This is a genomic window from Ralstonia sp. VS2407, assembly GCF_052950655.1.
On the sequence record NZ_JBRFVG010000001.1, the window covers coordinates 434,447 to 449,501 of the forward strand.

Genomic DNA, 15,055 nt, shown 5'->3' on the forward strand with positions numbered 1-15,055 from the left:
AAAGGCAATCCAGATGGCGATACGAATTGCCTCGGTAGAAGACAACCAGGCGCAGTCCGATTTGATCCGAGAGATCCTGGTTTCGTCCGGATACGAATGCGAGTGTTTCAGTAACGGAGATGCCTTCGTCAAGGCGCTGCGGGATCGGACCTTCGACCTGCTGCTGCTCGACTGGCAGTTGCCCGATATCAGTGGCATCCAGCTTGTGAGCTGGGTGCGGCAGACGGTCGGCCCAGCCCTGCCGGTGCTGTTTCTGACCAACCGGTCGCTCGAAGACGACGTGGTGCGCGGGCTGGCCGCCGGCGCCGATGATTACGTCGTCAAGCCGGTGCGCCGCGCCGAATTGGTGGCGCGCGTCGGTGCGCTGCTGCGCCGCGCCGCGCCTCGCACGAGCGAATCGCTCGAACGCATTCGCGTCGGCCCGTACGCGGTGGACCCGGTCGGGCGCGTGCTGACGTTGAATGGCTCGCAGGTTGAGCTGTCGCCGCGCGAGTTTGATCTTGGGCTGTACCTGTTCCGCAATGTCGGCAAGCTGGTGCCGCGAGAACTGATTGAGCAGGCAGTCTGGGGTCGCAGCATTGGCCCGGATTCGCGCACGCTCGCCACGCATATTTCAAAGCTTCGGCTCAAACTCGATCTCAATCAGAAGAATGGCGTGCGACTGGTCTCGGTGTACTCGCATGGCTATCGGCTCGAAACCACGCAGGAAGATGGTGAAGCAAGCTGACGCAATTTGGAGTGGTTTGATTGGGCGCGCCGCGTTTGTCGGCGCGTTCGTTCTTTTTGGCGGCGTGTGGCAAGCGGCCAGGGCCCAGCCTTCCGGCGCCGACGGCAGCGATTTCCTCTATCGCGTGCGGCAGGGCGATACGTTGATCAACCTCGCGGGACGTTACATGGACAGCGTCGATGGCTGGCGCCTGCTGCAGCAGCGCAACCATGTCGCCGATCCGTATCGGCTGAAACCCGGCTCGCTGCTGCGCATTCCGTTCGATCGCATTCCGGTGGTGCCCGCCACGGCGCAGGTCGTGTTTGCGCGCGATGCAACGACCGGCGGCAAGCCGCTGCAAACGGGCATGAGGCTCGCAGAAGCGTCGCAGATTGATACCGGCGACAAGGGCGCCGTGACGCTGGCATTTGATGACGGCACGCGCGTGACGGTCCCGCCGGGCAGCCACGTGGCGCTGTCGCGTGTGCGCGCGTTTGCGCGTGCCGGGCTGATCGATGTGCGTGTGCACGTGAAGCAGGGCGAGGCCGAATCCAACGTCTCGCCCAGAAAAACCGGCGTGGGCCGGTACGAGATTTCCACGCCGGCGCTGGTGACAGGTGTGCGCGGTACGCGTTTCCGCGTGCAGGCAAGCGACGCCGTGTCGACGAGTTCCGTGCTCGAAGGTGAGGTGGCCACGCGCGCCGGTCGTCAGAAGCAGGCGGTCAAGGCCGGCTTTGGCGTGCAGGCATCGGCTGGGCACCTCAAGCGCGCAGCGCTGCCTGCTGCGCCAATTCTCGACGCCATTCCCCAGCTTGTGCAGACGCCGTGCCTGCGCGCGACGTGGCAGCCGGTCAAGGGCGCGGTCGGCTATCGCGCTGCCGTGGCACTCGATACCGCGCTGACCGAACTCAGCGCCTACCAATCGAGCAAGACGCCCGCAGTAACGCTCTGCGGCGATGAGGACGGCGACTACACGCTCGTCGTGCAAAGCATCGATGCGCTCGGGCTGACAAGCGAGTCGGCCACGCGGCCGTTCACCGTCCGCCTGCACCCCGAAGCGCCCTATACGATCCAGCCCGCCAGCGGCCGGACCTACCGCAGCGGCGACGTGGCATTCGCATGGGCTGCCGTGTCCGATGCCGGCAGCTACGACATGGAAGTCGCCGGCACCGAAACCTTCACCTCGCCTGCCGTCCAGCAACATGGCAAAGATGTGCGTCTGACCAAGCCACTGACGGCCGGCACATGGTGGTGGCGTGTGCGCTCTGTGGCCGCAGACGGTAAAACTGGCCCGTGGAGCGATGCGCTGCGTTTTCGCGTGCTCGACATTCCGCCAGATGCCGTACCGACAGCCGCAGTGGAAGCCGGCAATGATGGCAAGCTGCATGCCCACTGGTCTGCGCTGTCGCCCGAGCTGGCCGCATCTGGTGCGCGCACGCGTGTGCAACTGGCGGGTGACACAAGCTTCGCCAAGCCCATCGCCGACATCGTGAGCGAAGGCAACGAGGCCATCATTCCGCGGCCGCCGTCGGGCGTGTATTACATCCGCACTGGCGTAGATCTCGGCGATGCGGCATCGGTGGTCTACGCCAAGCCGCAGCGCATTGACGTCGGCACCTTCGTCGGTGATTCCGCTCGCAGCCCGGTGCAGAGCGGCGGCGGCAATCTGCTTCTCAATGACTGAACCCGTGCCCGCCAAATCGGACGTGCGCAGCCTTGGGCGGCGCGCGCTGGTGGAGTGGGTCGTGCTGGTGGCGCTGGCTGCGCTGCTGACGTTGGGTGCGGTGCGCTGGAGCGTGGTCGGGCGGCTCGATGCGGCGCTGTACGACACCGCCGTCACGCTGCACGGGCATGCGCCGCGCGACGATATCGTCATCGTTGCCATTGATGACCAAAGTCTCGATGCAGTGGGGCGCTGGCCCTGGCCGCGCGCCCGGCTGGCCGATCTGATTGCGCGCGTGGGGCAGGCGCAGCCACGTGCCATCGGTGTCGATATTCTGCTGATCGAACCCGATCTTGTGCAGCCCGAAGGCGATCGGGCATTGACCGCCGCCATCGAGCAGGCCGGACACGTCATCCTGCCGGCGCTACCCGAGCGCACGGAGCACGGGCGCGTATATCACTATCCGTTCCTCGGTATCAACGCATCTGTCGCGCATATCAATGCTGCCCCCGATGCGGATAGCGTCGTGCGTGGCATGTATCTGGTCGAGGGTCCGCGTGCGCATGTGCTGGACCATCTTGCCGTGCAGCTCGCGCGACAGGCGCTCCAACCGCCGCCCTCCATATCGGCGCTGCCTGATGTAGAGATCGACGCCAGCGGCTGGACGCGCCGTGCGCATATCCGCCTGAATTTTGCGGGGCCGGCCGGTACATACCGGCATGTGCCGGCTGTGGACGTGCTTAACGGCCACGTGCCGCCTGAGGCGCTTGCCGGCAAGCTGGTGCTGATCGGGGCAACGGCATCCGGCGTATCCGATATTTTTGCGACGCCCCCGTCGCGCACGATGAGCGGTGTGGAGGTGCTGGCCAATGCCACGCAGACCGTACTCGACGGCAGTGCCATCCTGCCGGCGCCACCCGGCGTGTTCTGGGCGATGACGCTGCTTCCCTTGCTGATGACCGCGTTTGCGGTGCGTTGGCTCACGCCGAGGATGGCGCTTGCCGTGGCGGTGGCGAGTGCCGCCGTGTTGTTGTTGAGCGCGATCGGCGCGCTGGTGTTCGGCAATCGCTGGCTGCCACCGTTTGCCGCGTTGGTCGGCCCGCTGGTGTTGTATCCGCTGTGGAGCTGGCGCCAGCAGGAAGCCGCGTTGCGCTTTCTGCGTGACGAGATGCAGCGTCTGGCGCGCGAGCCCGGCCTGCTGGCCGATGCTGCGCCGCTCGCCCGCACAGGTCGCACCCTCGGTGCGCACATGGATGCCGTCGCCTCGCTCACCGATAAGCTGCGCGGGCTGCGCCGCTTCCTGGCCGATGCGCTCGAGAGCCTGCCCGATGCCACCGTCGTTTGCACGCGCGATGGCACGATCCGCCTGGCGAATGGCCGCAGTGCAGATCTGGCCGGCCAGCTGCAGACGCCCGGTCAGAATCGCGCGGCCGCGCTGCGTGACCTGCCGACGCTGTTGGCGCGTGCGTTTCCCGACCCCGCCGCCGGCGAGCACTACTGGGCACGCTGGCTGGCCAATCCCATCGGGCTCGAACCCGTCGAGCTGCAAACGCACGACGGCCGCTCGATGTTGATGCACGCCGCCGCGTTGCGGGACGAAGCGGGCCGCCCCGTCGACATCATCGTCAGTTTTGCCGACATCACCCCCGTGCGTCAGGCCGAGCGTCATCGCGAAGAAGCGCTGCGGTTCATTTCGCACGACATGCGTTCGCCGCAGAGCGCCATCCTCGCGCTGATCGAACTGCAGCGCGACGCGTCGCGCGCGTTGGATCGCGAAGCGCTGCTCGCGCGCATCGGGCAGTTGTCGTCGCGCACGCTTGAACTGGCCGATGCCTTTATCGATCTGGCGCGCGCCGAATCGCAAACACTCAAGCTGGTGGAGGTGGATCTGATCGGCCTCGTGCTCGATGCCGCCGATGAGGTCTGGCCGCTCGCGAATCGTCACCAGGTGGAAGTGCGCGTGGTGGCCGACATCGAAGCGGCCGTGCGGGGCGAGCCACGCTTGCTGGTGCGCGCGCTGGTGAATCTGCTAAACAACGCCATCAAGTTCAGCGCGGCGGGTTCAGTCGTCACTGTGTCGGTCAAACAGGACGAGGCGATGTTCTCGGTGGCCGTGGCCGACCAGGGCGCGGGCATTGCCCTGGACGATCAGCCGCGGTTGTTCCAGCCGTTCCACCGCTTGCATGAGGGCGCGGCCAATGCGCCGTCCGGCAGTGGACTGGGTCTTGTATTCGTGAAGACAGTGGTCGACCGCCACGGCGGCCGGATTGCCGTGCAGAGCGCGCCGGGGCTCGGTTCCACCTTCACGCTGTGGCTGCCGCGCGCGGCGCATCGCCACGACGCCTGAGGCCATCGCGGTCTCGTGTGGCCTTTGCCACATTTCCTTTTCAATCATTTGCATTTCTGCACTGCGGCGGCCCTACAGTTCATTGGCCGACCCGCACAGCATGCGCCGGTGACACACCGGTCGAGAGACGACGGCACCTTGGAAAACCGAGCACAGACACGCCCGAGGCGCCACGAATGTTGAGCCAGACTGCAACCGATGTTTTGAGCGAATGCGATTACGAACGCGTTCGCGCCCAACTGCATCAAGCCCTGCGGGCGACGGGAACCCGCCGCAGGTCGAACGCTTCTGGCTGGCTGGTCGGCATGTATCCATGTGGCGCGGCGGCGGTTGCGACGGCAGCAATGCACAAGACCATCGCCGCACCGCCGCCTGACCGCGCCGCACGCAGTCAACCTCGAAACCGAGCCATGAAAATCGGTCTGATCGACACGCACCTCGCCCGCCAGCAGGCGATCCACTCCGCGCTGCAGCCCACGCGCTTCGAATGTGTGCCGCTGTTTCTCTCCCGCCAAGTTTTTGAAGCCATTGATGTGCACGGCATCAACCTGTTGATGGTCGGCGCGCATGCGCACGACATGCCGGGCCTCTCGCTGGTGCGCACCGTGCGCGAGCGTGTGGGCCCCGGTATGGCAATCGTCTACCTTGCCGACGGCCAGGCCGATACCGAAACCGCAGACGCGCTCAATCACGGCGCTGACCTGTGCTTCCAAGGTGATATCCGTCCGCCTGAGTTGCTCGCGCGGCTGGATGCCTTGATCCGCCGCTTTGCCGTGAGCCGGGCGGTGAGAGCGTCGGAGATTCAGTTGGGCCCGTACACGCTGGACCGGCAAAATCGTTCCATCCGGTTGCGCGATGTTTCGGTGTCGGTGCATGCGCGTGAATTTGAGCTGGCGTTGCTGTTGTTCGCAAATGCGGGGCGCGTTCTCTCGCGCGCCGACATCGAACTTGCGCTCTGGGGCCGTGAGCTGAGCCCGTATTCACGCACGCTCGATACGCATGTCTCGCGCTTGCGCAAGAAGTTGCTGCTCGGCACGGAGAATGGCTTGCGCCTGCGCGCAATCTACGGGCAGGGCTTCTGCCTGGAGCGCGTGATGGATGCGGCGGCAACGCACTGACAGGCGCAACCCACGGAGCCACTGCCATGCAACTGCTCTGTCTCACCATCCTCATCGGCTTTCTGGCCGGTCTTGTGTCCAGGTGGATCACGCCAGGACGAGGCGTCAGCGGTTTCCTGCTCACGATCATGGTCGGCATTGCCGGTGCGCTGGCAGCCGCCTTTCTCGGCCAGTTGATGCGCTGGTATGAGCCGGGCCAATTGGCGGGATTTGTCGGTTCGGTGGCCGGCGCCGTCATCCTGCTCGCCGGCTATCACCTGATGGCGCGCGATCGCTGAGTGCGGCGCTTGAAAACAAAAATGCCCCGCGAGTCGGGGCTTTTTTATTGGGCCGGGGGAAGGGCGGATTGAGTGGCGGGCCCAAAAAGAAACGCCCTGACACTCGGGACAGCAGCATCAGGGCCAAGAAGGCCGCGGCTCTCTCTTCCGCGACCGGAGCGCACCCACGAGGGGTCGGTGCAAGCTCAGGTTACGTGGCTGAGAGCGAGGGAATGCAAATCTTTATCAACAGCGCCAACGCCATGGGGGCGCGATGATAGTCGGCGTCGAGTAATAGGACGTCGTACAACTCGACGGCCCGGGCATCAACTCAGCCTGCCGTTGCCGCCGTTTGCGCGCCGGCCGCTTCATGTGCGCGGCGCAGGCGTTCCCGGCTGTTTGAGAGGTGCATGCGCATGGCAGCGCGCGCGGCTTCGGGGTCTTTGCGGGCGATGGCCTCGAAGACGCTGTGGTGCTCGCGGTTGACCGTGGCACGCAGTTCCGGCGCATTCAGATAACCCACTTGGGCCAGCCCCATCCGCGTGCGAGGGATGAGTGTTTTGCCGAGCTGGGCGAGGGCGCCAACAAAGTGTTCATTGCCCGTGGCGCGCGCGATGCTCAGGTGAAATTGCAGGTCGGAGGTGGCGCTGTCGTTGCCGTCCGCCTGGTCCTGCTCGATGGCTTCGAGCGCCAGGCGCAGGGTGTCGATTTCGGCAGGAGAGATGCGCTGGGCGGCCAAGCCTGCGCACTCCGTTTCAATGGCCACGCGCAGCTCCAGCATGCTCAAGATGTCGTGCAGTGTGGACGCATCGCCCAGCGGGATGCTGTTATCTGCGCGCGGCGGCAGGACAAAACTGCCGATGCCGTGACGCGTTTCGATCAGCCCTTTGGCCTGCAGGCGCGAAATGGCTTCGCGTATTACCGTGCGGCTCACGCCGAGCGCTTCCATCAACGCGGACTCTGTCGGCAGCTTGTCGCCAACGCGCAGGGATTCATTGGCGATGCGCCCCTTGATATGGTCCACCACCACGTCCGCCAGGCTTTGGGTGCGGCGCACAAGCGTTGCGGGCAGGTGGGTGGTGGGCATGCAATCTCCGGAGGGGGCGGGTTTACCAGGGGTGGTTCAGCAGGAATGTGTCAATTATAGTCCCGTTTCATGTTGTACGACGACTGATGACATACGTGATAACCATGAATCACCAAGCTTCCGAAACCTCACTGCACACGCCGCGCGTCACGCGCCTCCAGGTCATTCCCGTGGCCGGCCGAGACAGCATGTTGCTGAACCTGAGCGGCGCCCACAGCCCGTTCTTCACCCGCAACATCGTCATTCTGGAAGACTCCGAGGGTCATACCGGCGTGGGCGAGGTGCCGGGCGGCGAGTCCATCCGCAAGACCATCGAGGACGCGACGCCGCTGGTTGTCGGACAACCCATCGGTGCGTACAACAACGTGCTCAACAGCGTGCGCCGCCAATTTGCCGATCGCGACGCCGGCGGCCGCGGGTTGCAGACCTTCGACCTGCGCACCACCGTGCATGCGGTGACGGCGCTGGAAAGCGCGCTGCTCGACTTGCTCGGCCAGCATCTCGGCGTGCCCGTGGCGGCGCTGTTGGGGCAGGGGCAACAGCGCGCCAAGGTGCCGGTGCTCGGCTACCTGTTCTTTGTGGGCGACCGAAAGCGTACCGACCTGGACTACGCCGACGGCAGCGACGCCACTGACGACTGGACCCGCGTGCGCCACGAAGAAGCGCTCACGCCGGAAGCGGTGGTGCGCCTGGCCAAGGCGGCCCACGCACGCTACGGCTTCAAGGATTTCAAGCTCAAGGGTGGCGTGCTGAGCGGCGATGACGAAATGGTCGTCACGACCGCGCTGGCTGAAGCCTTTCCGGAAGCGCGCGTCACGCTGGACCCGAACGGCGCGTGGTCGCTGGCGGAGGCCATTCGCCTGTGCCGCGACAAGCACGACGTGCTGGCCTACGCCGAAGACCCGTGCGGTGCAGAAGGCGGTTACTCCGGCCGCGAGGTGATGGCCGAATTCCGCCGCGCCACGGGTCTGCCGACGGCCACCAACATGATCGCCACCGACTGGCGCCAAATGGGGCACGCCATTCAGCTGCACTCGGTCGACATTCCGCTGGCCGATCCGCATTTCTGGACCATGCAGGGCTCGGTGCGGGTGGCGCAGATGTGCGACGACTGGGGCCTGACTTGGGGCTCGCACTCCAACAACCACTTCGACATTTCGCTGGCGATGTTTACGCATGTTGCTGCTGCCGCGCCGGGCAACATCACCGCCATCGATACGCACTGGATCTGGCAAGACGGCCAGCGGCTGACGCGCGAACCGTTCCAGATCGTCGGCGGCGAGATTGATGTGCCGGCCGCACCGGGCCTGGGTGTCACGCTCGACATGGAACAACTGGAAAAGGCCCACGCGCTGTACAAGCAGCACGGCCTGGGCGCACGCGACGACGCAATCGCCATGCGCCAACTGATTCCCAACTGGCAGTTCGATAACAAGCGCCCCTGCATGGTGCGCTGACCGCTACGGCGGCACCCCGGGACGGCGCCAGTTGTATCGCGCCGTCCCGTAAGTCAATCACGAATAAGAAGACATCGGAGACAACACCGTGAAGACCATCAAGGGCTTGCGCTGGTGGATCATCGTGCTGGTGTGCCTGGGCACGATCGTCAACTATCTGGCGCGCAACTCGCTGGGCGTGCTGGCGCCCACGCTCAAGGATGAGCTGGGGATGAGCACCCAGCAGTATTCCTACGTGGTGGCTGCGTTCCAGGTCGGCTACACGGTCATGCAGCCCGTCTGCGGCTTCATCGTCGACCTTGTCGGCTTGCGTATCGGCTTTGCGTTGTTTGGTGTGTTGTGGTCGTTTGCTGGCGTGCTGCATGCGGGCGCAAGTGGTTGGCTGTCGTTGGCGGGCTTTCGTGCCCTGATGGGGCTGACCGAAGCCGCTGCCATTCCGTCGGGCATGAAGGCGGTGGCGGAATGGTTTCCGGACAAGGAAAAATCCGTTGCCGTCGGCTGGTTCAACTCGGGTACGTCGCTCGGTGCGATGTTGGCGCCGCCGCTGGTGGTTTTCCTGCACCTGCGTTACGGCTGGCAGTCGGCGTTTGTCGTGACTGGCGCCCTCGGCTTCTTGTGGGCCGCGTTGTGGTTCGCGTTCTATCGTTCGCCGAAAGACCATGCCGCGTTGTCCGATGCCGAGCGCGAAAAGATCATCGGCGGGCAGCTTCGCCCTGTGAGCGCCGAGCGCGGCAAGCGCCCGGTCAAGGATGTTGTGACGTCGCGCCGCTTCTGGGCGATTGCGCTGGCGCGCTTCTTTGCCGAGCCGGCCTGGCAAACGTTCAGCTTCTGGATTCCGCTTTATTTCGTCAACGAGCGCCACCTCGATCTGAAGGAGATCGCCATGTTTGCGTGGCTGCCGTTCCTGGCGGCGGACCTGGGCGGGCTGGCGGGCGGCTACCTGTCGCCGTTCCTGATCAAGCGTTTCCGCATTCCGCTGGTGTGGTCGCGTGTGTGCGGCGTTGTGCTGGGTGCATTCATGATGATTGGTCCGGCGTGCGTCGGGCTCGTGGCGTCTCCCTATACGGCCATTGCGTTGTTCTGCGTGGGCGGCTTTGCGCACCAGATGATTTCTGGCCTGGTCAACACGCTGTCTGCGGACGTGTTCGACCCGGAAGAAGTGGGTACCGCCAGCGGCTTTGCCGGCATGGCTGCGTGGATCGGCGGCCTGGGCTTCTCGCTGCTGGTGGGGGCGCTAGCCGACAAGGTTGGCTATGGCCCGCTGTTCGGCATGCTGGGCGCGTTCGATCTGATCGGCGCGGTGCTGCTGATCGTGTTGATTCGCGGGCAATCGCAGGAAGAGCGCGCCGCGCGTCAGATGAGTCTCTCTGCTTCACACTGAGTTGAAACCGATGTCCATGTTGCATCCCCCTCGATTCGAACTCCAGGCGCACGAAGGCAACCGGCTGCGCCTGGCCAGCAGTGCCGGCGCTGCGATTGAACTCTTCGTGCTGGAAGAAGACATCATTCGCGTGCTTGTGCTGCCGCAGGGCGACCTGCGCGGCCCCGCCACGTGGTCGATTGCACCGGGCGTTGACGACACGCCGCTCGAAGGGCGCGACCGCCGCGACCTGAGCGGCTTCTCGCTGCCCGCTTTTGCGCTGCACACCGATGCCGACACGCTGCGCGTGGAAACCAGCAAGATTCGCCTGAGCGTCGCCCTGGCCGGCGGCTTCTGCACATGGCAGATTCGCGGCGCCGGCGAATGGCAGACCGTACTGAACGATCGCCCCACGCAGGCCTACAACTTTGGCTACTGGGACGAGCAGGTCTACCACTACGTGCGCCGCGAACCCGGCGAGATGTACTTCGGCCTTGGCGAGCGCGCTGGCGACATGAACCGTGCGCACCAGCGTTATGAGATGCGCAACATCGACGCGATGGGCTACAGCGCGCGCACGACTGATCCGCTGTACAAGCACATCCCGTTCTACGTGACGTGGCAACCGGAAAATCGCACCGGCTTCGGCCTGTTCTACGACACGCTGTCCGATTGCAGCTTCGACATGGGTCGCGAGCTGGACAACTATCACGGGCACTATCGTTACTTTGTGGCGCCGCACGGCGATCTCGATTACTACTTCATCGCCTCGCCGGACACGCCGCTCGACGCCACGCGCCGCTTTACGTGGATGACCGGCCGCCCCGCGTGGATGCCGAAGTGGGGCCTCGGTTACTCCGGCTCGACCATGACGTATACCGACGCGCCCAACGCGCAAGAACAGATGGCCGAGTTCATCAAGGGATGCCGTGAGCACGACATCCTGTGCGATTCGTTCCATCTGTCGTCGGGCTATACGTCGATCGGACCGAAGCGCTACGTCTTCAACTGGAACACCGACAAGTTTCCGGATGCGCGCGGCTTCGTCCAAAGCTACTTGGATGCGGGTATTCGCCTGTGCCCGAACATCAAGCCGTGCCTGCTGCGCGATCACCCGAAGTTTGAAGAAGCAAGAGAAGCCGGCCTGCTGATTTGCGATGCAAAGGGCGAGCCGGCCTGGGTGCAATTCTGGGACGAGGTCGGCGCGTATCTCGACTTCACCAACCCGGAAACGCTCGACTGGTGGAAGGCCAACGTCAAGAGCGCGCTGCTCGAATACGGCATGGCGTCCACCTGGAACGACAACAACGAATTCGAAGTCTGGACGCCCGATGCTTTCGCCCACGGGTTCGGCAAGAAGGCGCCCATCCGCGAAGCCAAGGTGCTGCACACGATGCTGATGATGCGCGCCTCGCGCGAAGCACAGCTTGAGTTCGCGCCGCAGCGTCGGCCCTTCCTGGTGTCGCGCTCGGGCGGTGTCGGCATGCAGCGCTATGTGCAGACGTGGTCCGGCGACAACTACACGTCGTGGGAAACACTGCGCTACAACCTGAAGATGGGTTTGGGGCTCGCGCTATCGGGGGTCTCGAACATCGGCCACGACATTGGCGGGTTTGCGGGACCTGCGCCGTCGCCGGAGCTGCTGGTGCGCTGGGTGGCGTTTGGCGTGTTCATGCCGCGCTTCTCCATCCATTCGTGGAACGACGACAAGACCGTCAACGAGCCGTGGATGTATCCGCAGGTCACCGCGCAAATCGCCTCGCTGATCAAGCTGCGCTATCGGCTGATTCCGTATCTGTACGAACTGCTGTGGCAATCCACGCAGGCCTACGAGCCGGTGCTGCGCCCGACGTTTGCCGAGTTCCCGAACGACCGCCGCTGCTACGCCGAGTGCGATGACATGATGCTCGGCACTTCGCTGCTGGTGGCGCCGACGGTGGACGAGGGGCAGACCGAGCGCACCGTCTATCTACCGGCGGGCACCCGCTGGGTGTCGTACTGGAGTGGCGAGGCCTTCGACGGCGGACAGACCATCACGCTGCCTTCGCCGTGGGACCAGCCGGTCATGCTCATTCGCGAAGGCGGCGTGATCGCGTTGAACGTGGCGGAGCAGCATTTCGACCAGCGCGCCGATCACCGCGGTTTCCTCGTCGTGCCCATGCACGGCGTTGGCGAGGCCACTGGCGGCTGCATTGAAGACGATGGTGAGACCGAAGCGTGGCGCAATGGGGAGCAGGGCCGCTGGAGCGTGCGCGCGGTGTCTGACGCGCAATCCATCACGCTGCACGTATCGCGCGAAGGCAAGATGCCGACGCAGGCCGACACGGTCGAAATTTACCTGCCCGCCGGTGATGCGCGACAGGTACAGACGCCGCATGCCTGCGTGCTGGAAACCGATGTTGCGGGTGGCTGGCGCCGCCTGACGTTGCAATTGCTGGCCTAGTGCCGCATCCTCGCTGCGCATCACGTTCCGGGTCCGCAGAGGCCCTGTGATGCGCGGTGTTCCCTTGGTGCAGGAGATTTCCGAGATAACAACGATGAAAGCCACACGAGCCAAACGTTCCCGTTCCCTCACGCCGGTCTATGCGTCGGTTGCGCTGCTTTGCGCGGGCGCTTCGATGCACGCCGCGGCGCAAACGTCGGTCACGCTGTATGGCGTGGTCGATAACGCCTTTGCCTATTCGAGCAACCAGGGCGGCCACTCCAACACCTACATCAATTCGGGCGCCTTGCTGGCCAGCAAGTTCGGCCTGTATGGCACGGAAGACCTGGGCGGTGGCAACACGGCGCTGTTCCGGCTGGAGAGCGGCTTCAATGCCGACACAGGGCAGCAAGCCCAGGCTGGCTATATCTTCAACCGCCAGGCCTACGTCGGCCTGAGCAACGCTAACTACGGCCAGGTCACGCTCGGTCGTGCGTACACGCCGTACTTCCAGTACGTCGCATCGCTGGGCCCGACCAACGTGCTGACGGGTGCCACCGGCGCGCACCCCGGCGACGTCGATGCGTTGGATACCACGCTGCGCTTCAACAACTCCATCACCTACACCACGCCGGTGTGGGGTGGTCTGCAAGCGGGCGTGCAATACGGCTTTGGCGAGCAAGCCGGCAGCGTTTCCAACGGCAGCAGTGTGAGCACGGCGTTGCGCTATGACTATCAGGCTTTCTCGTGGGGCGTCGGCTATACGCGGCTGAAGAACGTGTCGAGCGGCACGACGGCCGGCAACTTCAGCAACGTCGGGACGTTCGCCAACAACTCGCCCGTCAACTCCGGCTATGCCACGGCCGACTCCGCGCAGCTCATCGCCACGGCCGCGCGCTATACGTTCGGCAAGCTGATGGTCGGCTTGAACTACTCGAACGTTCAGTACAAGCCGGGCGCACTGTCGCTGTTCACGCAGTCGGCCACGTTCAATACGGTGGGCGCGATTGCCACTTACGATCTGACGCCGGCATTGCGGCTCGCCTTCGGCTACAGCTACACGGCTGAGAAGGCGCGCAACGGTATCAGCTCGCCGGCCAAGTACAACCAGTTCTCGATGGAGCAGTTGTATTCGCTGTCCAAGCGCACGGCGTTCTATGCGATCCAGGCGTACCAGCGCGCCAACGGCCAGACGCTGCGCGCTTCGGGGACGAGCACGTCCATCGTGGATGCGGTGGCGTCGGTAGGCGATTCGCAGAACGGCACGCCGTCGAACGGGCGCAGCCAGTTCGTGGGCATGGTCGGCATCCGGCATTCGTTCTGATGGATAGCAAGACCAAGACTTGGCTTGCGCCGGGGCCAATACATACGCTGCAGGCCGGTGCGCTGACGATGGATGTCGCGCCGGCGGCAGGTGGCCGCATTGCCTCGCTGGCTTCGACCAGCGAGGGCGGCCGGCGGGTCGACTGGTTGGCGCCGATGTCGCCCGATTGTCTGCGCGGCGGTTTCGACGGGCTGGCGTGGCCCAAAGCCGGGTGCTATCCGCTGCTGCCGTTCTCCAACCGCATCCGCGATGGACGCTTCCATTGGGTCGGCCGCGAGGTCCGTCTTGCACCGCATCCGGGCCAGGCGCATGCCATGCACGGGTTGGCGCACGCACGTGCCTGGACAGTGAAGCAGGTCACGGCGTCGTCGATCGAACTCGGTTTGCGCTACGTGCCCGAGGCAGACAACTGGCCCTGGCCGTTCACTGCCACCCAAACGCTGGTGCTGAGCGAATCCGGCCTGGATGCCGTCATGACCCTGCGCAATGACGGCGACAGCAGCATGCCGGCCGGTGGCGGCTTTCATCCGTACTTTGCGCGCACGCCCGATACGCGCGTGCAGTTCGATGCTGCGACGATGTGGCCAACGGATGCCGGTGAAGTTGCCGTCCGCCGCGAGGCGATTACGGCGCGGGAAGATTTCCGCCACGCCCGCGCATTGCCGGACGCAGCGCTCAGTGTCTATTACAGCGAATGGCGGCAGTGTGCCGTGGTGTCGTGCGCGGGTGGGGTGCTTACGCTCAGCGCCGATGACCCGCTCGACCACTTCATCCTGCACGCGCCGCACGCGCAGCCATATTTCTGCCTGGAGCCTATTTCGCACGTGGCTGACGCGATCAACCTGGCGGCACAAGGATGGGAAGGCACGGGCCTGCGTGCTTTGGCGCCCGGAGAGACGCTGCAGATGCGCATGCAATTGCGCATCGAATCCACGGCCTGAAATGCGTCGCCGCGCTAGCGGCGCTCGCTGGCCCACAGCGCCTCTTTGTCGAACCGCGCCGTCAGGAAGCCGGTGAATGCGCTCACCTTGGCAGGCAGGTGGGCGCGTTGCGGTTACACCGCGAAGATGTCCGCCGCGGGCAGCGGCGGGGGAGAGGACTCTGCGGATCGATCGGCCGGCGCCACAAGCGTCGGCCGCTTTGTTTTCTGCGCACTGAAGCAAAAGCGCATCGCAAATTGCGCAAATGAAAAAGGCCCGACAGTTGCCTGTCGGGCCTTTCATATTCTGGTGGGGCGTGAGTGACTCGAACACTCGACCTACGGATTAAGAGTCCGCTGCTCTACCAACTGAGCTAACGCCCCGCGAAGAAGTG

At 64.6% G+C, this 15,055-nt stretch carries 11 protein-coding genes and 1 tRNA gene; 10 read left to right on the forward strand and 2 right to left on the reverse strand.

Going from position 1 to position 15,055, the window contains the following annotated elements:
• Nucleotides 1–13 precede the first annotated feature (13 nt).
• From ACU8YE_RS02080 to ACU8YE_RS02100, 5 genes are all read left to right on the forward strand, one after another.
• Nucleotides 14–727, forward strand: a complete 714-nt coding sequence (locus ACU8YE_RS02080; protein WP_045204378.1) for a response regulator transcription factor — start codon at nucleotides 14–16, stop codon at nucleotides 725–727.
• The gene (locus ACU8YE_RS02085; protein ID WP_446928002.1) at nucleotides 711–2,390 is read left to right on the forward strand and encodes a FecR domain-containing protein; all 1,680 of its coding nucleotides are present in this window, start codon (nucleotides 711–713) and stop codon (nucleotides 2,388–2,390) included. The genes ACU8YE_RS02080 and ACU8YE_RS02085 overlap by 17 nt, the downstream gene beginning before the upstream one ends.
• Nucleotides 2,383–4,716 (forward strand): CHASE2 domain-containing protein, encoded by a 2,334-nt coding sequence (locus tag ACU8YE_RS02090; RefSeq protein ID WP_446928003.1) that lies wholly within the window; start codon nucleotides 2,383–2,385, stop codon nucleotides 4,714–4,716. The genes ACU8YE_RS02085 and ACU8YE_RS02090 overlap by 8 nt, the downstream gene beginning before the upstream one ends.
• Nucleotides 4,717–5,126: 410 nt before the next feature.
• Nucleotides 5,127–5,834, forward strand: a complete 708-nt coding sequence (locus ACU8YE_RS02095) for a response regulator transcription factor (protein ID WP_232042420.1) — start codon at nucleotides 5,127–5,129, stop codon at nucleotides 5,832–5,834.
• Nucleotides 5,835–5,860: 26 nt separating this feature from the next.
• Nucleotides 5,861–6,112, forward strand: coding sequence for a GlsB/YeaQ/YmgE family stress response membrane protein (locus ACU8YE_RS02100; RefSeq protein WP_232042421.1), 252 nt, complete (start codon nucleotides 5,861–5,863; stop codon nucleotides 6,110–6,112).
• A 310-nt stretch (nucleotides 6,113–6,422) separates the two neighbouring features.
• On the opposite strand, the gene ACU8YE_RS02105 is transcribed toward ACU8YE_RS02100, so the two are convergent.
• Nucleotides 6,423–7,178 (reverse strand): FadR/GntR family transcriptional regulator, encoded by a 756-nt coding sequence (locus ACU8YE_RS02105; RefSeq protein WP_446928004.1) that lies wholly within the window; start codon nucleotides 7,176–7,178, stop codon nucleotides 6,423–6,425.
• Nucleotides 7,179–7,264: 86 nt separating this feature from the next.
• Here ACU8YE_RS02105 and gudD point away from each other — a divergent pair, with 86 nt between their 5' ends.
• The 5 genes from gudD (at nucleotide 7,265) to ACU8YE_RS02130 (ending at nucleotide 14,682) form a co-directional block, all read left to right on the forward strand.
• A complete protein-coding gene (gene gudD / locus ACU8YE_RS02110) occupies nucleotides 7,265–8,635 on the forward strand; it encodes a glucarate dehydratase (protein WP_446928005.1) in 1,371 nt (456 codons plus the stop codon).
• 88 nt (nucleotides 8,636–8,723) lie between these two features.
• Nucleotides 8,724–10,016, forward strand: a complete 1,293-nt coding sequence (locus tag ACU8YE_RS02115; protein ID WP_232042424.1) for an MFS transporter — start codon at nucleotides 8,724–8,726, stop codon at nucleotides 10,014–10,016.
• A gap of 10 nt (nucleotides 10,017–10,026) precedes the next feature.
• Entirely contained in the window at nucleotides 10,027–12,438 is a 2,412-nt protein-coding gene (locus ACU8YE_RS02120) for a TIM-barrel domain-containing protein (RefSeq protein WP_446928006.1), read from the forward strand.
• Nucleotides 12,439–12,532: 94 nt separating this feature from the next.
• The gene (locus tag ACU8YE_RS02125) at nucleotides 12,533–13,741 is read left to right on the forward strand and encodes a porin (protein ID WP_446928007.1); all 1,209 of its coding nucleotides are present in this window, start codon (nucleotides 12,533–12,535) and stop codon (nucleotides 13,739–13,741) included.
• Entirely contained in the window at nucleotides 13,741–14,682 is a 942-nt protein-coding gene (locus ACU8YE_RS02130; RefSeq protein WP_446928008.1) for an aldose 1-epimerase, read from the forward strand. The genes ACU8YE_RS02125 and ACU8YE_RS02130 overlap by 1 nt, the downstream gene beginning before the upstream one ends.
• A gap of 286 nt (nucleotides 14,683–14,968) precedes the next feature.
• On the opposite strand, the gene ACU8YE_RS02135 is transcribed toward ACU8YE_RS02130, so the two are convergent.
• Nucleotides 14,969–15,044, reverse strand: a tRNA-Lys gene (locus tag ACU8YE_RS02135).
• Between the last annotated feature and the right edge of the window lie 11 nt (nucleotides 15,045–15,055).